This is a genomic window from Streptomyces sp. NBC_00846 (assembly GCF_045207325.1).
Lineage (GTDB): Bacteria > Actinomycetota > Actinomycetes > Streptomycetales > Streptomycetaceae > Streptomyces.
This window is the reverse complement of sequence record NZ_CP108847.1, coordinates 466,967-487,309: the sequence shown is the minus strand read 5'-3', so window position 1 is coordinate 487,309 and position 20,343 is coordinate 466,967. Positions and strand designations below refer to the sequence as shown.

At 68.8% G+C, this 20,343-nt stretch carries 19 protein-coding genes; 9 read left to right on the top strand and 10 right to left on the bottom strand.

Features of this window, described 5'->3' with window-relative positions:
- The first annotated feature begins 532 nt into the window (after window positions 1-532).
- The 4 genes from OG936_RS39525 to tpg all read left to right on the top strand — a co-directional run bounded on the left by OG936_RS39525 (window position 533) and on the right by tpg (window position 5,433).
- Complete coding sequence (locus OG936_RS39525; RefSeq protein ID WP_331755419.1) at window positions 533-2,920, top strand: Helicase associated domain protein; 2,388 nt, start codon at window positions 533-535, stop codon at window positions 2,918-2,920.
- A gap of 274 nt (window positions 2,921-3,194) precedes the next feature.
- A complete protein-coding gene (locus OG936_RS39520; RefSeq protein WP_331755194.1) occupies window positions 3,195-4,115 on the top strand; it encodes a hypothetical protein in 921 nt (306 codons plus the stop codon).
- Between the two features lie 24 nt (window positions 4,116-4,139).
- Complete coding sequence (locus tag OG936_RS39515) at window positions 4,140-4,691, top strand: hypothetical protein (protein WP_331755195.1); 552 nt, start codon at window positions 4,140-4,142, stop codon at window positions 4,689-4,691.
- A gap of 220 nt (window positions 4,692-4,911) precedes the next feature.
- Entirely contained in the window at window positions 4,912-5,433 is a 522-nt protein-coding gene (tpg, locus tag OG936_RS39510; RefSeq protein WP_406500272.1) for a telomere-protecting terminal protein Tpg, read from the top strand.
- Here the strand turns inward: tpg and OG936_RS39505 are convergent.
- From OG936_RS39505 to OG936_RS39480, 6 genes are all read right to left on the bottom strand, one after another.
- Window positions 5,420-6,619 (bottom strand): hypothetical protein, encoded by a 1,200-nt coding sequence (locus tag OG936_RS39505; RefSeq protein WP_331755197.1) that lies wholly within the window; start codon window positions 6,617-6,619, stop codon window positions 5,420-5,422. The two genes, tpg and OG936_RS39505, sit on opposite strands and share 14 nt — an antisense overlap.
- Complete coding sequence (locus OG936_RS39500; RefSeq protein WP_331755198.1) at window positions 6,616-7,359, bottom strand: ATP-binding protein; 744 nt, start codon at window positions 7,357-7,359, stop codon at window positions 6,616-6,618. The genes OG936_RS39505 and OG936_RS39500 overlap by 4 nt, the downstream gene beginning before the upstream one ends.
- Window positions 7,356-8,969: a Mu transposase C-terminal domain-containing protein gene (locus tag OG936_RS39495; protein ID WP_406500778.1), complete on the bottom strand. Its 1,614-nt coding sequence runs from the start codon at window positions 8,967-8,969 to the stop codon at window positions 7,356-7,358. Before OG936_RS39495 ends, OG936_RS39500 begins: the two co-directional genes overlap by 4 nt.
- Before the next feature lie 166 nt (window positions 8,970-9,135).
- On the bottom strand, window positions 9,136-10,377 hold the full coding sequence (locus OG936_RS39490) for an ATP-binding protein (RefSeq protein WP_331755420.1): 1,242 nt from the start codon (window positions 10,375-10,377) through the stop codon (window positions 9,136-9,138).
- 213 nt (window positions 10,378-10,590) lie between these two features.
- A complete protein-coding gene (locus OG936_RS39485; protein WP_331755200.1) occupies window positions 10,591-10,887 on the bottom strand; it encodes a transposase in 297 nt (98 codons plus the stop codon).
- Window positions 10,888-11,015: 128 nt separating this feature from the next.
- Window positions 11,016-11,876: a pentapeptide repeat-containing protein gene (locus OG936_RS39480; protein ID WP_331755421.1), complete on the bottom strand. Its 861-nt coding sequence runs from the start codon at window positions 11,874-11,876 to the stop codon at window positions 11,016-11,018.
- 554 nt (window positions 11,877-12,430) lie between these two features.
- Between OG936_RS39480 and OG936_RS39475 the strand changes: the two genes are divergently transcribed.
- From OG936_RS39475 to OG936_RS39465, 3 genes are all read left to right on the top strand, one after another.
- Window positions 12,431-13,747, top strand: a complete 1,317-nt coding sequence (locus OG936_RS39475) for a transposase (protein WP_331755201.1) — start codon at window positions 12,431-12,433, stop codon at window positions 13,745-13,747.
- Between the two features lie 224 nt (window positions 13,748-13,971).
- The gene (locus OG936_RS39470; protein WP_331755202.1) at window positions 13,972-15,210 is read left to right on the top strand and encodes an IS110 family transposase; all 1,239 of its coding nucleotides are present in this window, start codon (window positions 13,972-13,974) and stop codon (window positions 15,208-15,210) included.
- Window positions 15,211-15,430: 220 nt separating this feature from the next.
- Window positions 15,431-16,063, top strand: coding sequence for a hypothetical protein (locus OG936_RS39465; RefSeq protein WP_331755418.1), 633 nt, complete (start codon window positions 15,431-15,433; stop codon window positions 16,061-16,063).
- A 147-nt stretch (window positions 16,064-16,210) separates the two neighbouring features.
- On the opposite strand, the gene OG936_RS39460 is transcribed toward OG936_RS39465, so the two are convergent.
- The 4 genes from OG936_RS39460 to OG936_RS39445 form a co-directional block, all read right to left on the bottom strand.
- Window positions 16,211-16,594 (bottom strand): NAD-dependent epimerase/dehydratase family protein, encoded by a 384-nt coding sequence (locus tag OG936_RS39460; protein WP_406500881.1) that lies wholly within the window; start codon window positions 16,592-16,594, stop codon window positions 16,211-16,213.
- A gap of 138 nt (window positions 16,595-16,732) precedes the next feature.
- Entirely contained in the window at window positions 16,733-17,110 is a 378-nt protein-coding gene (locus OG936_RS39455) for a toxin Doc (protein WP_331755417.1), read from the bottom strand.
- A 4-nt stretch (window positions 17,111-17,114) separates the two neighbouring features.
- Window positions 17,115-17,366 (bottom strand): antitoxin MazE7, encoded by a 252-nt coding sequence (locus OG936_RS39450; protein ID WP_331755416.1) that lies wholly within the window; start codon window positions 17,364-17,366, stop codon window positions 17,115-17,117.
- A gap of 68 nt (window positions 17,367-17,434) precedes the next feature.
- Window positions 17,435-17,704: a hypothetical protein gene (locus tag OG936_RS39445; RefSeq protein WP_406500880.1), complete on the bottom strand. Its 270-nt coding sequence runs from the start codon at window positions 17,702-17,704 to the stop codon at window positions 17,435-17,437.
- A gap of 565 nt (window positions 17,705-18,269) precedes the next feature.
- On the opposite strand from OG936_RS39445, the gene OG936_RS39440 reads away from it, so the two are divergent.
- Both OG936_RS39440 and OG936_RS39435 read left to right on the top strand, forming a co-directional pair.
- The gene (locus OG936_RS39440) at window positions 18,270-18,587 is read left to right on the top strand and encodes a hypothetical protein (protein ID WP_331755414.1); all 318 of its coding nucleotides are present in this window, start codon (window positions 18,270-18,272) and stop codon (window positions 18,585-18,587) included.
- A gap of 481 nt (window positions 18,588-19,068) precedes the next feature.
- Entirely contained in the window at window positions 19,069-20,244 is a 1,176-nt protein-coding gene (locus OG936_RS39435) for an ROK family protein (protein ID WP_331755413.1), read from the top strand.
- Window positions 20,245-20,343 lie beyond the last annotated feature (99 nt).

The window sequence follows — 20,343 nt, the reverse complement described above, 5'->3', positions numbered from 1 at the left end:
CGAATTGCGCAAGCGCAATTCGAATTCCCCCGCAAGCGGGGGAATGAATTCCGTAAACGGAATTCTGAAAGGGCGTCAATTCGCGCAAGCGCGATTGCGGGAGTCTCGCAAGCGAGACTCCTTGGGCTGGCTACGGGGTGAGGGTGCATCACGTGCGGGCCTGTGTAGCGACTGGGAATCCCAGCTGTCCCCCGCAACGAGGGTGACGGACCGTCGGTCTGATCGAGTGCCGGCCCACCGTAGTGACGGGCTCCGCTTGCGCTCCACCCGAACCACTCCCCCACCCTCGAAACCGGCCGCTCACGTTCACCAACACCTCGTCAGCATACAGGACAACCGGTTGTTTCGGGGTAAGATTCGGCCATGTATCACTCTGATGGTGAAAGTTGGGGCACGAGTGATGCATCACGTGTCATGACTGTGTACCGTATGGGACCAGACACCACATCCCCCGGGCCATACCATCGCGTCGGGATTCCCTTTCTGATTGCGCGCCACATTCCGAAAGAAGGAGCATTTCCCCGTGGTCATGATGAAAAGCGATCTGCACGCTCACCAGATTGAAACTGTTGACGCCATTAAGCGCGGCCTCGATATCCCTCCCGGAGGAATTCCGGTGAACGGCCTGCGTGGTCAGGTGATTTCCGCATGCGGCACCGGGAAGACCATCACTGCCGCTTTCGCTGCTCGCGAGATGCTGCCGAAGGGGCGCATCCTGGTGCTGGTGCCGACCCTGGATCTTCTGGCGCAGACGGTCAAGGAGTGGCACCGGGTCGGGCACAAGGGGCCGGCGGTTACGGTGTGCAGCCTCCAGGACGACCCGGAGCTGTGGAGCCTGAAGGTGCGCTCCACGACGAACCCCGTGCAGCTGGCGCTGTGGCACGGCACGGGGCCGGTCACCATCTACGCGACGTACGCCAGCCTCGGCGTCCTGGCGGAGGCGTTCAAGGGCGCCTACGGCCAGCAGCTGGCCCCGGTAGACCTCGCCGTGGTCGATGAGGCCCACAGGACAAGTGGCTCGATGGGCAAGGCGTGGGCGGACATCCACGACCAGGCCGTCATCCCGGCGCACCGCCGCCTGTACCTGACGGCCACGCCGCGGATCTGGCAGGAGCGGCCCAACTGGGAGGTCGCCGAAGGGGTCCGCGATCCGCTGCCGAAGGAGATGGCGGCGAGCATGGACGACGAACGAGTCTTCGGGCCCGTTCTCTACAAGCTCAGCTTGGCGTCGGCTGTCTCCCGCGGCTTGCTTGCGCGCTACCAGATCATCGTCCTGGAGCTCCAGGACCCGGTCGTCACCCCTGAGCGGCTGATGGGCGAGGAGCGGCGCAGCGAGGAAGTCCGCGGACAGCGGCTCGGGGCGCTCCAGGCCGCGCTCCTGCACACCATGAGCCAGCACAGCCTCCAGACGTGCATTACCTTCCACCACCGGACGATAGAGGCGCAGGCGTACGCGGAGGGTCTGGAGCGGGTGGCGGCGAAGCTGCACGCCGACCAGCCGGAGAAGTACCCCGAGCACATCTGGGCGGACTGGCTGTGCGGCGAGCACGTCCCGGAGCGCCGGCGGGAGGTCCTGGGCGGGTTCGGGTCCACGGCGCAGCGGGCTGTGCTTTCGAACTGTCGTGTCCTGGGTGAGGGTGTGGACATCAGGGCCGTGGACAGCGTCGCCCTGCTGGACCCGAAGGGCGCGCCGCACGACATCGTCCAGGCCATCGGTCGGGCGCTTCGCCAGAAGCCTGGACAAGGCAAGCTCGCCTCTCTGGTCGTGCCGGTATTTCTCCAGCCGGGAGAGAAGCCGGAGGACATGTTCACTTCGGGGTCGTATCGGCCTTTGGTGAAGGTTTTGGAAGGTCTGCGGGCTCACGATGAAGAGGCCGTCGAGTTGCTGGCTATTCCGCAGGAGCCGCAGAAGGACGTCGCGCAGCCGTCCGAGAACATTGGTGCAGCGCCCGAGGACGGTGAGGAAGAATCCCGCCTGTTGCTTCGTTTTGCGGCTCCCAGGGATCCGGTGATGGTCGCGGACTGGGTGTCCTTCAACGTGATCGACACGGAGAAGCAGGACTGGGCGCGCGGCTGGGCGTCGCTCAAGAAGTTCACCGAGCGCGAGCTTCACGCCAGAGTCCCATATGGGCACAAGGAGGGCGCGTACCCCCTTGGACAGTGGGTTGCCGAGCAGCGACGGGCCTACGGGGCGGGGCAGATGACCGGGCTTCGGGCGAAGCGGCTGGAGAAGCTGGGCATGGTCTGGAGCCTCGTGGATGAGCGGTTCCAGGAGAACCTGGAGGCCGCGAAGGCGTACTACGACCAGCACTGGACGCTGTGCGCGCCCCGGACAGCGACCGCTTTGGACCGGCCACTCGGGCAATGGCTGTCCAACCTCCGCCGCCCCGGCGCCCTGGACGAACACCCCGAATGGGAGGCGGCGCTGCGGGAGGTCGACGAGGACTGGAACCCGCAGTGGCCGGCGGACTGGCAGCGCCACTACGCCGCCGTGCGGGAGATGCTCGTGGAGGAGAGCGCGCTCGCCTACGTCGAACCCGGCGTCACCGTGCACGGCATGGACATCGGCCGATGGCTCCAGAAGCAGCGTCAGCACACCGTCTGGCAGGGGCTGATGGACGGGCAGCGTGAGCGCCTGGAGCAGCTCGGTGTCGTACCACTGCCCCCGGAGCAGAAAGCGCCCACGAAGGCGTCCAAGGGCGGCTCTGGGGCGTTCGATCGGGGTGTTGCGGCCCTGGCGCAGTACAAGGCCCGCACTGGCTCTGTGACGGTCCCGAGGGCCCACGTAGAGCAGCTGGAGGACGGCACGGAGGTCAAGCTCGGGGTATTTCTCAGTAACAGCAAGAGCAGGCGCGGGAAGCTCACCGCCGACAAGCTCCAGGCGCTCGCCGACCTCGGGCTGGAGTGGGCGGCGGCGTAGCGACGGGCGGTACAAGGTCTCCTCGGAGTGACATTGCCGGCAGCCTGCAACCGCAGCGTCTCCTGACGTGTCGTGAGCTACGAGGGCGAAGGCCGACGGCGGGCGTGCCGAGCCGACATGGATCCGATTCCGGTTCGCTGGTTCGCACCCTTTTGGCCTACTGCGCAGGTTTACGATCTGTGCAGCAGACCGTGACCGACTGTTGGTCGGACGTATAAGCATGGCTTGCTGCTGTCGGCACGAGTGAGGGGGCGCCTTGGCAACGCTGGGCCACATGAAGGAACGCACGGTCGGCTTTTACGAGGTGGTCGTCCTCAAGGATGGCGAAGCCCGACGCATCCCCGAGCTGATGGACTGGGACGGCACACTCTCGGATCTCTCACAGGCACCCGTCGCAGCCCGAACTTTCGAAGCTGATTCACAGATGGTGGGCACCATCGCCACCTACGACATGCAGGACCATCTTCTCTTGCATCGTGTGAAGGACGCCGGCGAGTGGTTGTCTGTCATGAACTTCGACACAGGATCTTTGCGCGAGCTGGAACAGTCGGCGCAGGAGGGCTACCTGGACACGTCGGTGATCTGCTTCCTGCCCTTCGGCAACGTTGTGGGGATCATGCAGGGAGGTGTGTCTGCGCCGTCGCATAAGGCGCTGGAGACGTGGCTCAACGGGATCCAGATCTTCCCTGGCAGGCAGCTGCAGATCCGCCCGGTGGTAACGCATGCAGAGGTGGAGAAACTCAAGACCGCCTCTGGCGCGAGCCGGGTAGAAGTGAAGATCATGGCCAACAAGATGGGTGCTCTGAGCAAGCGTCGCGGTGGGCTGGCCCGGACTCTCCGTGTAGCCGGGGAATCGTACGGGGAGATCAGCGTGACCATGATCATCTCTGTGCCTAAGAAGAAGGAGCTCAGGGAGCACCGCGAACATCTCCTGGCTGACCTGGAGGAGATCTCCGATGTGGTCACAGGTGCCGAGCGGGCCCGGGCCCGGCTGGTCTTCTCCGAGCCGGGCGGGCCGGAGCAGACTCGGCTCGTCGAGCTAGTAGAACACAGCATTACGGCTAAAAAACGCGTACCGGCCACAGATGGAGAAGGTAGGTCAATCCGGATCATGTCAGCGGTGGATGCCATCCTGGGAGCAGCGGCCGAACACGAGGACGTTTTGCGACTCGCAGTGGATGCCGGGGGTTCATGACCTGGGCATAGACGAGGGGGGCCTGTGGAGGTACGCGACACCATCGCGGATCGGTGGGCAGAACATCTTTGGATCGACTACCTCGTAGCAGCGCTCGTACTCTGCGCTCACATTCTGGCGATCCGCACGACCGAATCAGGAGACTGGCTGTCGTGGATCGACTCATCGCAGCGAACTGACCTGTACGCCGCCGCTGCTGGTGTGGTGTCAGCAATCGGCGGACTGAGTGCCATCGCGATCTCCATCTACACCGCGGCGAACGGGGAACGCCTACGCGCTGTCCGCCGCCACCATCAAGTCGGCCTCCGCAGAAGCTGGCGCAGCCTGCTGCGCGGCACCGCGCTGGTATGCGCCCTGCTGCTGAGCGCACTCGCACTCGACAGAGACAAGGACCCCGCATCCGCACGGTTCATCTTCGAATTCGCCATGACCTTCGCGGCACTACGCTTCTTCCGCCTCATCTGGCTGTTCGACAGGATGATGCAGGTATCAGACGCGGACTCAGCCGAGCCTGAGCCAGTAGCCACACCAGTGCGGGACCCTGACTGGCTGCGCCGGCACCAGAACACATCGTGAACAAGGTGCTCGCTGTTGCCCAGCCCGGCCGGCCTGTGGCCCCGGGCTGGGCAACAGAACCTCAGATTGAGGGCGGTAGCTGAAGTCGGCTACCGCAGTCACCAGTACGCGGAAACAGATCGGCGCGGGGACGAGAATGTGGGATTTCTGGAGCGGTAGGTAGTCGGCGCGGCGAGCGGACGGGGTCTTGGGCGAGATCAACGAAGGATTAGAGCGGGCCTTGCGTACCCGGCCTGTGCCGGTCAGTGTCCGTGCCCGTCTGGGCTTCCTGTTCAGGGCCGAGAAGGGGTCCACGAAGAGGCTGGCGGCTGCTTTGGGAGTCTCGCAGCGGACCGTGCAGCGGTGGGTCACCTCCGGCCCCGGGATGCGCCAGCCGGGCCCTGTGCAGGCGCAGGTAATCGAGGATGCCGTCCGAGCACGGTGGCAGCCCCGGATTCGCGAGCGGTTACGAGCGGATGCCGAGGCCCGCGGCTTCTCCCTGCACACCCGGGCGCGGTTCGGGTTCGCGTCCGCGGTCGGCTCCTCCGATGACCCCCGTCGGCGGCTGATCACCCAGCGGCTGTCGGGCGCGGTCGCGCGGGAGCTGTTCGCCGCCCGGGACGCCGGTGCCGGCGAGGCGCAGCAGATGGTCATCCTGGCCCGCTCGCTGGGGCATGCCTACTTCCGTGACGGAGGAGGGCGCGCCCACGGGCTCCAGGTGGCCTTCTCGGATGTCGAGTTCGCCGACTTCACCATCGGTTGACCGGGTCGGTGGTCGAGGAGATCGGGTCCGCCGCAGGCGGTGTGCGGATGTACCGGTCTACCGGCGCGGTCGGGACGGCTTTCTGGGGTCGGGACAGCAGGGTCTCGTAGCGCTCGGCTTGCCCGCGTTCCGCCCAGTCCCACACGACGCCGCCGGTGCCGGCCGGCTGCGGGAGCGGAGGCTGGGGCTGGGGTGGGCGCAGTCTGGCGTTCTCGGCGAGGCGCAGGATGTGGGGGCGTTCGTCTTGACGGGCCAGCAGTTCCCGGCTGTCAGTGAGGGCGGCGAAGGATGCCGCGGCGCGCAGGAAGGGGCGGGCCCATGCCTGGATCGGGTGGGAGGCGCAGCCGTCGGTGTAGCGGGCGGGGTCGTGGAAGGCGAGGGTGGCCGCGTCGGGGCCGAGGTCTTCGGCACGGACGGTGAGGAGTTGCTGGAACGACGCGCGGGTGAGCAGCGTGGTAGCCAAGGCGGCGGCCAACCGGGGATGCGCGGTTGCCTGGTGGATTCTGCGGGTGATCTCGCGTACGGCTGTTTCGGTGAGGGGGCGTGGCGGCGGCCGGTGCCGCCAGTCGATCGGTGCCGGCGTGCACGGGCCTGTGCAGGGCTGGGTGCTGTCGTAGGAGACGAGGCGGTCCAGGGCGGGGATGGTCATCCATCGGACTGGGGACGCGGGCGGGATCTGCGCGGAGGGCTGGGGGCTGGCTGCTGCGGGTGTGCCTTCGTAGTAGTGGCTGCGGGCGGTGTCCAGGTTGCTGGTGACGGTGTGGGGCACGGGGTGCAGGGCCTGGTGGAGCGCGGTGGTCAGGTGGGGACGGTGGCAGACCAGGGTCAGGGGGATGCCGGTGGTGTCGCGCAGGCGCAGGAGGCGCCCGAGGCGGCGGACTGTGAGCCGGTGGGCGCGCAGGACGGTGAGCCGGGCGGCGGGCAAGGCGTCGATCCAGGCTGTGGCAGCCTGCCACGCGGGCTGTCGGCCCGCGTGGAAGCGGCCCGGCAGCAACGGCGGTTTGCCCAGGGCCACGAGAAGGTCATGGGCGAGAGCGGTGTCGCTGGTGGTTCCCGGCCCCGGGTGCAGGGTGATCCGGCCGGCGGCGGGATCGTGGGCTGCCAGGGCAGTGTGGGTGTAGGCGACGTCGTCGTACCGGTCCATAACCAGCGCGACAGGCGGCGGGGTGCGGCGGGTGGCGGTCATGCGAGGCGGCTGAAAGTCCAGCGCAGCAGTTCCTGATCCACCACGGAGCGTCCCGTGCGGGCCAGGGCAGTACGGGCATGGGCTGTCAGCTGGGCCCAGGCGCGGAAGTTGCCGTGCGCGGAGTGCTGGTCGGCAAAGGCGATGTCGTCGGGGTCGGCGTCGGCCCAGAGGGGGTGGAACAGCGGGATGACCTCGAGGACCTCGGCGGGGGTGAGGCGGGTGAAGTGCTGCCAGATGAAGACGCGGGAGGAGAGCATCGGTTCGCGGCGCAGCACGGTGTGGCAGCCCTCGCCACCGACGAAGATGATAGCGAGCTGGGTTGAGGGTTCGTCCCACAGGTAGCGGAAGTATTCAAAGGCCTCGCCGTTGAGCCACTGGGCTTCGTCGACGAGGAAGGTGCGGGGGCGTTCGGCCAGGGCGGTTTTCAGCAGGCGGTCGAACTCGCTGGGGTGGCGCGGTGGTTCGCCGGCCAGATCGAGCGCGGTGAACAGTTCGTATCGCACCGCGCGGGCCGTGGGCCGGGCACGAAATGTGATCTTGCGGACGTCCTCGCCGGGTTCGAGTTCGCGCAGGCATGTATTGACCGCAAGGGTCTTGCCGAAGCCGGCGCCGCCGTGGATGCACATCATCGCTCTCGCCGCGACCGTGTCGCCGATGTTCTCCCGAGCTGTGAGCAGGGCACGGGTGGTGACCACGGACGCGTCCGGCAGGTCGACGTACTGGTAGGTGGCCGCGGTCACGAGGCGTCTCCGTCTTCGTCGGTGGTGGGACGTGCGACCCGCCCGTCCAGGCCGTCCGGGGCGGAAACGCCATCGCTCCCGGCCGGGACCGGGGCGGGCTGGCCTGGCGTGGTCAGCGCAGCCAGGGAAGCAGGGGTACGCCACCCGGCCGGAGGCGCGGCGGGCGGGATGAGGTCCGGCAGCGACAACTGCGACAGCTCGGTGTCGGTGGCCCGGGCGAGTTCGGCCTCAGCCTGCCCGGTGGTCAGCGCGCCGAGTAGCCGGGGTGCCTCCGGCTGGTTCACAGCGGCGTAGCGCTCGCGCTGGGAAGCCTCCAGGTCCTTTTTCAGGCGGCGGCTGCGGGCGGCCCGTGCCCGCCGTACGGCGCTGACCTGTTCCTTGGTGGCCTGGTCGGCCAGATCCGCGGGGCCGAGGTAGCGGCCGGTGGCCGCGTGGTAGACCTCGATGCGGTGGTCGTGGTGGGGCATGAAGCGGACCCTGACCTGGATGCCGGCCTGGCCGGTCATCCACGCGCCCACATAGTCGCGTCTGCGGAAGCGGACTCCGCGGGTTGTCAGCGTGCGGGTGCCCGCGTCTTCCAGGGTAAACGTCCACAGATCCGCGGCCGGCACGTCCCGCAGCGGGGTGGGATCGTCCTGCCACGCCTGCAGTGGGGTCCTGCCCCGCAGCGGCTCGGGGCGATGCTCGGTGTTCCACCACAGCGTCCAGGCCAGCAGCCGGGCGGTGAAGTCCTCGAAGCCGAGCAGCACCTCGTCCTTCGGACGGGAAGGCCGCTTGCCGGGGCGCGGCTGGTGGACGTAGCCGGGCAGGGCAGCCGGCAGCATCGCCTCCACCGCACGGTTCAGCCCTTCGACCGTGCCCTTGAGATGAGGGGTGTAGGCGGGCAGGTCCTGAACCGTCACGTCCAGGAGATCGAACGCGGCCGTCACCGTCCTGGACAGGAAGTCCTTGCCGCGGTCCACCCGTACCTTCTCCGGCAGGCCGCCGAAGGGGCCGTAGGGGTCCTCGCGCAGGACCGCGGAGCGCAGCGCGGCCAGCACCGACTCCCGCGACGGGTGCACCGGGGTGACGGCGACGCCGGTGATCGCGTTGGTGGCGCAGTCGGTGAACCAGGTGATCCACGGCCTGCGGGCAGTGCCGTCGACCTCGACCAGCACCGGGGCCTGCATGTGGTCGCTCTCCCACACCTGGTTACGCCAGCCCCGCGGCCGGGCCAGGAACACATCATGCTTGCGCGCCGCCCGCTCCCCTCCCGCAAGCCCGGACCGCTCCCCCGGCGTCAGATCCCGACGGATCGCGCGGTGCAGCGTCGTCAACGACGGTGCGTCTGCAGGCGGAGACTTCCGAGCAGCGCGGAGGACCAGCTCGCGATGGACCGCCCGCACGTTCCCCTTCCACAGCGCCAACAGCCCACGGACTTCAGGCGTGATCGTGAACCTCGCACCGGCCCGGGGCGGAGCGCCAGGGCTGGCGGCCGCGGCCTCATCGCTCTCAGCGGCGGCCAGCCACCGCCACACCGTGCGCTCGGACACCCCCAGCGCGTCCGCGGCGACCCGTACATGGCCTGCTGTCAGCTTTCCCCCCGCCCGCAGTGCGAGCAGCCGCCGCACCGTCGGACCGCGCAGTGCCGTCCTCGATGCCGCAGGCAATCCGCCGCCTGCGCGGACGGCATCGCTGTCCTCCATGTCAATTCCCCTCGCGCGGGTGGGACGTCGTTTTCATGCCGGGTGCCGGGAGCGTGCGATCGCCCTCCTGCCCTGTGCAGGAGCGCTCCGTTCACAGCGGTGGCGCGACCCGCTGGAACAGCCGCCGCAGCAAGACCCGGTCAACGACCGGGTCAGCGGCGGTGAGCAGCGCGTTCTGCAGGTGGGACGTCAATGCGGCCCACGTGCGGAACGTGCCGTGCGCGCACGACTGGTCGATCCACGTCAGATCCGGGGCCGGGACGGTGCGCCACAGCGGATGGAAGCCGGTCACCACGGCCGTCACTTCCGCTGCGGCCAAGCGCGGAACCTCCTGCCACGCGCCGATGCGCGATGCCAGCTGCGGCAGCCGGGACACCGCCCGCTCGGTGCCCGCCCCGCACAGCACCAGCGTGATCCGCGTGCCCGGGTGGTCCCACAGGCTCTGCAGGTACTCCAGGCACGGCACGGGCAGGCGCTGCGCCTCATCTACCACCAGCACCCGTGCCTCACCCAGAGCCCCTGCGACCGCGGTGTCGGCCAGCGCAGACGTGTGCGGGAAGCGGCCCGGCAGCGCCAGAGCGTCGAACACCGCCCGCCGCATGCCGGCCACCGACGGGCGCACCGGCACCGGCACCCACGTCACCTTCCAGCCCGCGGGCACTTCGTGGAGCGCCATCCGCACGGCTGCGGTCTTGCCCCGGCCCGGGTCGCCGAACACACACACCGCGCCCTCGGCCGCCATCGCCTGCCCGACCGCCTCGGCCACCGCCCGCACCGCCGACGTCCACACCAGTTGCGCTCCCGCCGGCAACGCCACCCCCGCCACCGCACCGCTCTCCCCCGACGGCAGGACTGCGGACGCCGCCGTCGGCACGGAGCGCGGCAGCCGGAGCGCGGCAGCCTTCGCCACGTCATCCTCACGCGGCCCGGCCAGGGCGAGGTCAGCCAGTGCCTGCCGCGTTTGCTGCTCCTCCCGCTCCCGCCGCACCACCACGCGATCCGGCAGCACCCGGCCGGCCTCCAGGTCCCGGCGCACCACCCGGTGCAACGACGCCAGCGAGGGCACCTCTCCCCCGGCATCCTTCAGGTGCCGGTGCAGCACCGACACATTCCCGCCCGCCTGCGCCAGCACCTCCCACGCCTGGTCGGACAACTCCAGCCGCGCCCGCGGCCGCCGCCCCACACGGCCCTCCGACCGCGCCGCCACCAGCCAGCGCCACACCGTCCGCACAGTCACCCCACCGACCTGGGCGCCCGCACGCACGTGCGCCGTGGTCAACGCCCCGGCCGCATCGAGCTCCAGCAACCGCGCCACCAGCACCGGCCTGGACACCCTCAACCCCGCCGTAACCTCACCCCACACGCCCGACTCCCCCACCCCACGCCCTTCCCCCGGCGGACACCGACACCGACCACCGTGCCGCCGCGCAGCCATCGAAGGATCAGAAGTGCCGTTCCCGAGACAGCGGCACGGGGCGGGGTGTACCGCCCTGTGACAGCCACAACGGCAGCAAACACCGCCCCACGTCAGTGACCTCGCCCTTCCTCAACGCCTGACCAGCGAAAACACCCCGAACTGACATACCGTCACTGACACCAACCCACTGACACCAAACCGACACATCGCACGCAGCGCGGTGAGCTCGGCGCGTTCGTCGGTGGTCAGCCGGTCATCGCGCTCGCCGGCGTCGGCCTCGGCCTGCCGGATCCAACCGCGCAGGGCCTCCGGATGCACGCCGAGATCGACGGCCAGTTTCTTGATCTGCGGCTTCGGATCGGCGGTGCGGTACATCCGTACCGCACGCTCACGCAACTCGAGCGAGTATTTCCTGGGGGCAGCCATGGTCGATGTTCCTCTCATGAGAACCATCTGACCCTCTGTCACCACACTCCGCATCTCGGGGGAACCTCACTCGGATCGCTCGCCGGGGGAGAGTCGGGCGCCGTACCGCGGGCGGGAAGCCGCCAGGGCTACCGGCGCGAGGCAGGCAGCTGCGTATCGCTGTCAGTAAGGGCTGAGTCAACCTGCTTCCTCGTCAGGTGCCTCACGTCGCTCAGGTCCGCGCCGCTCAGGTCCGCGATGCTCAGGATCGCGTTGCTCAGGTTCGCGCCGTCCAGGTCCGCGTTGCTCAGGTTCGCGCCGCTCAGGTTCGCGCCGTCCAGGTTCGCGCCGTCCAGGTTCGCGTTGCTCAGGTCCGCGTGGTTGCTCAGGTCCACGTTGCTCAGGTCCGCGCTGCGCAGGTTCGCGCCGTACAGGAACGCGTCGCTCAGGTCCGCGCCGCTCAGGTTCGCGCCGTACAGGAACGCGTCGCTCAGGTCCGCGCTGCGCAGGTCCGCGCCGCGCAGGTACACGCCGCCCAGATGCGCACCGCCCAAAGCCGCCCTTGATTTGGTTGTGGTTGCGAGGTTGATGTTGGGGAGCTTGGCGTCGTGGAGATCCAGGAGGAAGGTGTCATCCCGGCTTGTATCGCGGTTGGCGAGGACGGTGAGGGCGGCGTGGACGTCGGCCGGGATGCCCTGGTCCTTCGCGGGGCGTTTGGCGGCGTGAGTGCGGATGTAGGCGGCGAGGACGTCGGCGATGGTGGGCTGGTCGCGGCGGGAGTCCTGCATGATCCGCTGCAAGGCGTAGATGCCGCCCAGCCGCACGTCCACCTGGTCCTCACCGAGGTTTCCCACCGCCGCCGTGTACCGGTCGGTGATCTGCCCCTCCTTGGCCAGCGCCCGGTCATCCCGCGCCTGAGTGTTGGCCTGCTGGGCCTGCTCATTGGCCTGTCTGGTCTGAACGTTCGAGTACCAGAGACCCACCACCGCCACGACAGCAGCGACCACCACTGTGAACAACTCGATCCGGCGCGCCCAGTCCAGGGCCTCCGGACGTCCCCCCGGATCGGGATCGGGATCGGGAGCAGGAGCAGGAGCAGGATCGGAAGCAGGAGCGGGGGCCGGGTCGGGGTCAGGGGGAGTGGCAGGGGCCGGGTCAGGGGGAGTGGGAGTGTTCGGTGGCCGGGTGGAGCCTGCTCCCCGGCGGGTGGACGTCCGGGCAGTGAGGCGGGTGGTACGGCGTAACCGGGGGCGGCGGGCAGGCGTGGGAGGCATACCTGTATTTGATCTCAACCCCCCACGCCAGCGCAGCGATTCGGTTCTATGGGGCCGGCACGGCGGCGGCCGCCCGCTCAACCGAGCGGGCGGCCGGTTCGGCCGTAAGTCCGGCCGTGACCGTCCTGACCGCTACTTGTTGCAGCGAACCGAGGAGGCGGTGTCGTTCTCGTTGCCGGTTTTGGCCCAGACATGGACTCTGCTGCGCAATTCGCTGCGGGGGTGGGGCGGGTCCGCGATGATCGTTCCTGAGGTCGCTTCTCTGTCTTGCGGCCGTGGAGGCGGTACGGATGTCGATGCGCCCGGTGGGGCTGCCGGAGATCCCGGCGCAGACCGTGATGGTGGCTCGGGCGGCGTTCCCGAAGGGGAGTCTGGCGATACGGGTGCGGGACCGCCTGGCGGAGGTCTTCACTGATGAGCCGTTCTCCGCCGCGTTCGGGGTGCGTGGGGCACCGGGCCTGTCACCTGGGGTGTTGTCGCTGGTGACGGTGTTGCAGTTCGCCGAGGATCTGACGGATCGGCAGGCCGCGGCGATGGCGGTGCGGGCGATCGACTGGAAGTACGCGCTCGGTGCGGAGCTGACGGACACCGGATTCGACGCCAGTGTGCTGTCCAGGTTCCGGACCCGGCTCGCGGACAATGGTATGGAGCGGGTGGTCTTCGACCGGCTCTTAGAGCACTGCAAGGAGGCCGGTCTGGTGGCGGCCGGAGGCAAGCAGCGTACCGATTCCACCCATGTGATCAGTGCGGTGCGGGACTTGAACCGCCTGGAGCTGGCCGGGGAGAGCGTGCGGGCGGCCCTGGAGTCCCTGGCGGTCGCGGCCCCGGTCTGGCTGGCCGGGCAGATCGACGTCACTGAGTTCGCCGAGCGGTACGGCCCGCGGGTCGACGGCTGGCGCATGCCGCCCTCGCAGACCAGACGTGACCGTCTCGCCCAGGTCTTCGGGCAGGATGCCCTCGCCTTGTGCCGGGCGGCCTGGGCCGAGGACGCCCCGGGCTGGATCCGGGAGATCGAGGCCGTGCACCTGCTGCGGCAGGTCCTCGTGCAGACCTACATCATCCGCAGCGACACGCGGGGACGGCAGGTGATCAGGAAGCGGGACGCCGACGACGGTGTCCCGCCCGGTCAACTCCGCCTGGCCTCCCCCTACGACCGTGACGCACGGTGGGCGGCCAAGGACGATGACCTGTTCTGGATGGGCTACAAGATCCACCTCACGGAGACCTGCACCACACTCCCCGGCGTCGACGCCGTAGCAGGGGCAGGGGTGATGCCGAATCTGATCACCGACGTGTACACCACCGACGCGACCGTGCCCGATGTGAAGGCGACCGCGCCGATCCAGAAGAACCTCGCCGAGCGCGAGGTGAAGCCCGCCGAGCACTACCTAATGGGCGGTGAAGCCGGTGGATCGCTACCCGTTACCCGGCCCATGAGGTCTACAAAAAGAGTGCGACCTCCGGCTTCACCTCGTGTTCGTGGTGGTGGTGGCGGTCGGTGCCGGGGAAGTCGTCAGGCACCCCCGGGATCCGATCCCTTGGTCAAGAGCCGGCCTCCGGTCCCGTCCGCTGCCACCACGGCGACCACGCCGCATCCAGTCCGATGATCGGATCGTTGAAGTTCTTGGTCCGAGCCGTTCGCAGGGGTCACCTCTCAAAGAGCCAGGAGCCGTACGAGCTCCCTCACAGACCGAGGGCCCTGTGGATCGCTGGGGTCACGAACGGCTAATCGGATGCAGGGCCATCGAGCCCTTCCATTAGGGAGACGCGTGCCCCCGCACGGCTGCGACCAGCAGCAACCCGCCCCGACCGAGAGGACCTCAACCACACGATGAAAGTGTTCTGCGGCATCGACTGGGCCAGCGACCACCACGACGTCGCCTTGGTCGACCACGAAGGAACCCTGTTAGGCCGGGCCCGAATCGACGACGATGCCACGGGCCTGCAACAGCTCCTCGACCTGCTCACCACACACGGCGACACCGCGGAAACACCGATCCCGGTGGCCATCGAGACCTCCCGCGGGCTGCTGGTCTCCTGCCTCCGGGCAACCGGACGGCCCGTCTACGCCATCAACCCGATGGCCGCAGCACGGTATCGAGAACGTTACGCGGTCGCCCGCAAGAAGTCCGACCACCTCGACGCCATGGTCCTGGCGAACATCCTGCGCACGGACAAGGCCGCCCACCGGCCGCTGCCCGCCGACAGCGAACTCGTCCAGTCCATCGCCATCCTCGCCCGCGCCCAGCAGGACGCGGTCTGGGACCGGATCCAGGCCGCCAACAAGCTCCGCTCACACCTGCGGGAGTACTTCCCCGGATTCCTCGCCGCCTTCGCAAACGCCCGCGAAGGACTATGCCTTCCGCTCGCCCGGACCGTCCTGACCGCGGCACCCACCCCGGCCCAGGCCGCCAGACTCACCCGCAGCCAGCTGCGGTCCCTGGTGAAGAAGGCCGGCCGCAAGCGCGGTATCGACGCCGAAGCGGACCGCCTCCGCGAAGCCTTCCGCACCCCGCAGATGAGACACCTGCCCCAGGTCGAGCAAGCGATGGGCCTGCGAACCGTCGCGCTGCTGCGGCAACTCGCGGCTACCTGCGAGAGCGTCGAGGAACTCACCACCGCGACGGTGGAGTCTTTTGAGACGCACCCGGACGCCGAGATCATCATCAGCTTCCCAGGGCTCGGATCTCTCACCGGCGCCCGGGTGCTCGCCGAGATCGGCGACGACCGATCCCGCTTCACCGACGCCAAGGGCCTCAAGGCCTTCGCCGGGGCCGCACCAGTCACCCGGGCGTCAGGCAAGAGCCTGTCCGTCATGGCCCGCCGGGTCAAGAACCAACGACTCGCCGCAGCCGGCTACCTCTGGGCCTTCTCCGCCCTCTCATCACCCGGCGCACGAGCCCACTACGACCGCCGACGCGAAGCCGGAGAACGGCACACCGCCGCCCAACGCAACCTGTTCAACCGCCTGCTCGGCTGCCTCCACCACTGCCTCACCAACAACGTCCCCTACGACGAGACCACCGCCTTCCCACCCCCACAGATCCCCGTCATGGCCGTGGCCGCTTGACGGAAAACTGCATCGGATGTCTTGACCGCGATCTGACGGCCACCGCCGAAGGGTGTCCGTTTCCGCCTTGACCAGGTAGCTGCTGAGCGGTTTATCCGTGACCGACGTCATGGACAGCACCCCGCTCTGGAGCGCGAACTCTGTCCACAGCCCCGTGCTCCGAGACTCGTTTCTGAGGCCGCCGCGGATCAGCAAGGCGGCCCGTACGTGAGGAGTCGTCATGCCCAAGAGCACCACCGTCACGCCGCTCGCCCCGATGGATCCGGACGACATCATCAGCGCGTTCGCCTACATCCGGGCAGTGCAAGCCCGCGACGTCGAAACCGCCTGCGCGGTCGTGGAGGAGATCGGACCGGAGCTCCGCCAGCTGCTCCTAGACGTCGCCGAACGCATCATCATCCCCGTCACCGCCGTGGACGACCGGGACAGGGACCTGAGCGGTGAGTCCTTCGTGGTGGAGGCGCTCGGCCGGATGCTCCTGGACATCCTGCGCGTCGACGACGACGTCTGCCCGGCAGCGTGCCCGGGCATCGCCCAAGCCATCATCCGCTTCACCGAGGAGATCTCACCGAGGACCACCAGGACGTCGCCGATGTACTCCAGCGCCTGGAGGCCGCTGGCGTCGAACAGGCGGTGCGGGCATACGGCCCGCCGACCGGCGCGTACCCGGCAGGCATCTCCGCCGCGTAGTGCGCACCGGGGCGGCGATGTTGCGCACCGCGTGCGTTGGGTGCGCACCATCGCCTCGCGGTGCACCGCATCGCGTGCATCGGGTACGCCCCCACTGCACCGCGCCGGGTGCGCATCTCACGACGGCGGCCCCCTATCACACACCCCCTTGACCACGGCCTGATCGGCGGCCGGAACGTGCTGTGTCAGGGGAAACGTGCCGGGTGGCGCACCTGGTCAAGGGGGTCGGCGCGTCGGGCCGCACCTGGTCAAGGGGTCGGTCGGCACCAGGGTGGCGTCCACTCCGTGGAGCCCATCGGGTGGACACCACTCAGTGGAGGCCATCGGGCGGGCTCCACTGAGTGGGCTCCACTGGATGGGCTCCACTGGGTGGGCTCCACCCGATGGTGTGCATCGCCATCGGATGCAGAATCCAGCGGGCAGCGCAGTCCTTCAGCGTCGAGGTCGCCAGCAGCACGTCGCGGGGCGGCAGATCCGAACTCGATGTGTCGATGACCGCATCCCATGGGCCGTGCGCTGCGAGCCTTTGCACGTCTTCGACGACGGTTCGGTCCCCGTGAACAGGCTTGACCCCAGGCATGTCCTTCCCGGAGCGGCCCCGGTTGAAGGTTGCCACGTCCCACCCTCTGGCCAGGGCGGCTTCGGCAATGTGCTTGCCCAGGAACCAGGTACCACCCATCACGAGAAGTCTCATGCTCAGAGATCTTGCCCCGTGGACGCCGTTGAAGAAAGGGAACTCCTGACTTTGCAGATCGTGCACACGCCCCCGGCCAGCGGCGGGACCGACCCTGCCGCTCACGAGGGAGGGGGCGACTCCCCGCTCGGCGGATGGTCAGGGAGCGCGCCAGGACCTCAGACGATCGGCGATGCCGTACGAGTCCAGGCGCAGGGCCCGGATGTCGTTGATCAGGTCGCGCCACGGCTCGTACGTGGTGTCGACGGCTTCGCCGGAGGCCTGCAGGTAGGCGATGGCGATGCCGTACCCGTAGGCCTCGTTGCGGGCGGGGAGGGGGCGCAGCAGTACGCATTCCTCCAGGAACACGGCGGCCCGCCAGAAGGCATCCGGGTCTGCCTGATCCAGGCGCGGGGTGTTCACCCGGTGCCTGGCCGCCATGCCGACGAGTACGGACAGGTCATTGACGGTGAGGTCGGTGCGGAGGATGTCTTCCTGGCGGGCCAGAAGCCATCGGTAGTCGATGAGCAGATCCACAGGTTCAGGCCGCCCGCGGAATCTCGTGCGCGGCCGCAGGTGGGAGCCCACCGAAGTCGGCGTCGAACCGGTCCAGGACGCCGGGCTCGCTGATGACGCGGCGGAACGCGGCCGTCGCGGTGTCGAGGAGCTTCTCGTGCTCCTTCTCCGCGGCCACCTTGGCGAGGTAGTCCTTCATGGACATGCCTGCCCCGTCGGCCAGGGCCTTGAGCCTGTCCCTGGTGATGTCGTCGATCTTGACGCTGGTGTCTGCCATGGTTCGAGTATGCCGCCGGGCATACCGTCCTGGCTACCCGATCCGAAGAATGGCTCTGACGTGCGCCTTTATGGCGAAGCGGGGTCCTCCTGGAACCTGCCGAAGAGCGGCACAGCGTCAAGGGGATCGGTCTCGGTGTCGTCCACGGTGTCGTCCGGCCGGTTGTAGCGGGAGTCGGGCAACGGAGACTTCTCGCCCCAGTCGCCCGCCTCGCGCCGGTCGGCGAGGGAAACCTTGGCGCGCTTCATGTCAGTGTTCGGGCCGGCACGCAGAGAGTGGCTCGTCACCTTCAAGCCGTTGATGTACGTCACCCCGGCGGCGGCCGCGCGCTTCTTCACGATCTCGTTGATCGCCCTGCCGGACAGATGCAGGCCCCGCACTGTGGCGTTGCCGCGACCCTTGAGGTTGCCCGGGGGTGTCGTGCTGCAGGCGGCGGAGCCAGTCGTCCTCGCTCTCGGCGCATCCGGCCGCCACGGGGCGGGTGCGGTGGTTGGTGTAGTCGGTGTGGGCGTCGTCGAGTTCGGTGTCCACCAGGGGTCTCCTACTGGCCGCGGGTGAGGGTGTGGTGGGCGGCACGAGATCCGTGCGGCCGCCCCCTTCCTTGACGTGGTCCTGGCCAACGCCACCGGCCGCCGGACGGCGTCGGAGGCGTTCGTGGACCAGCTCGCCGCCGCCGTCCGCGAGCTGCCGTTCCTGGGCTACCTGTACTTCGAGGTGTCGCCGGCATCGAGCCCCGTCTCGCCCCCGGAGCGGCGCAGTACACCAGGGACCGCCTCTCCCACCTGTTCACCCCCTGGCCCTCGACCCCGGCCAGAATGCGACCACCTTCACCTTCCGCGACCAGGACTTCGACCGCCTCACCCGGACCGCACCGTCCCCGCTGGGGCGACCCTCTTCCGCGAGATGAGGATCCTTCAGCGCTATCCGCACCTCTACCTCGCCCTCGAACAGGCCAAGGCGCTTCGGGCCTGGAGCTACTGGGACCACCACCAGATCGCGACGCCGTTCAACGGCTTCCTCCCCAAGGGTGAGATCGGCGTCAACCCCGCCTACCCCGCCGCCCGCTGCACGGTGTGGCTGGCGGAGACCTGCGAGCGGGGCCTGCTCCACCCGGTCGACGAACTCGACGTCGCCTTCGTGCCCCGTCTGGCGGACCTGGGCATGACCGCCATGCGCCGGGACGCCACCGGCAAGGCCGCCGGGCATCAGGCCGTCGCCTGAGCTGATCGACCGGCGCCATTACCAGGCCCGCCCACCCCGCCGGACTGCTTCGCCCACACCACCACCTCGTAGCCGGCGGCCGGGATCTCGCGCGCGACCCGCGAGGGGCACAGTGTGCACTCGTCGGCCAGTGGAAGACGGACATGGCTATCGATGGTGAGCGCCGGGCTGACGTGCTGGCGGGCACAGGTTGGCAGACAGGGCCGTCGAGCCGTTGGCGGACCATGTCGACGCCTCCGGGGCGCCCCTGCTGGGCGGGGGTGGCTGTTGGTCAGATCACCCGGGCCGTGCTCGCGCGGGGCGCTTGATGTGGAGGTGGAGGCGCGGGCCTCCTGGTCCGGGTCTCGCTTGCGCGGGCCTGATGCGTTCCATGGGCACGAGGGTCGGATCCTGCCCCCTTGAGTTCTTTTCTTGACACAAGAAAATATCTTCGCCAAACTCACGCCACCAGTGAGGTAGCGAAGCGATGGGGAGGCATGACGTGACCGCCTTGACGGCTTTGGTCCCGGATCAGACAGGAGCCGAGATCTTCGCCCAGGTGCTCACCGCGGGCCCGATCTCGAGAACGGCGATCGCGCAGCGGCTCGGGCTGTCGCCCTCCACGGTGACCCGGCTGCTGTCGCCGCTGATCGAGGGCGGCTATCTGAGCGAGACCGGGCAGCAGAGCGCCACCCGTCTGGGGCGACCTCAGCGCCTGCTGCGGGTCAACACCGAACAGCACCTGGTCGTCGGGATCCAGATCGCGCGCACACACGTCGCGGCTGTGCTCACCGACCTCGGCGCCCGTCCGCTGCTCCGCCTGGAGCATGTGCTCGATTCCCTGGAGCCGGCTCATGTGCTCTCGGTGGCCGCGGACCTGACGGCTCGGCTCATCGCGGAGGCGGCGAGTGCCGAGGTGAGGGTGCTGGGTGTCGGGGTCGGCGTGGGCGGCCATGTCGACGCGGTGAGCGGCGTGTGCCGTTCGGCGGTTCGGCTGGGCTGGACCGACGTAGCCGTCGCGGCTCCGCTGAGCGCGGCGACCGGGCTTCCGGTGGTGGTGGACAACGACGTCAACGCCCTCGTTATTGCCGAGCGTTGGTTCGGAGAGGGGAGGGAGGTCGACTCGTTCGCCGTGGTCTCGGTCGGGCGCGGCGTCGGTGGTGCGCTGATGCTCCGTGGAGTTCTCCACTCCGGCGCCGGTGGACTGGCCGTCGAGTTCGGGCATCTGCCGATCGAGCCGAATGGTCCGGAGTGCGCCTGCGGCAACCGGGGCTGTGTGGAGGCGTTGACCTCCTCCGACGCGGTGCTGCGCATGTTCCGCGAGGCCGGCGGCCGGCCCGACGCCGACTACGACGCGGTGGCGGAACTCGCGCGGTCGGGGCCGGAGGTCGAACGACGGGCAGCGCTCGACGCGTTCGCCGTGGCCGGCGACGCCCTCGGACGCGGACTGGCGTGCCTGTGCAACCTGCTCAACCTGGGACTGATCGTGATCGCGGGTGAAGGTGTGGTGGCCTATGAGCACTTCGGGCCGGCCATGACCGCGGCGTTGGAGCGCCACGCCGTCTCCACAGCGGCCCGCGACTGCGTGATCAAAGTAGATGAAGCCAGCGAGACACTGTGGGCGCGAGGTGCGGCATGTCTGGTCATCAGGGAGAGCGTCCGTGCCCGTCTAGCTTGATCGGACAGAACGCGAACCGCTGTAGTGAGGGCCGTTGCCGCCAGGGGTCGAAAAGGGGCGAGATTCTGGCCTCACTCCCTCGGCTTATCGAATTTCACT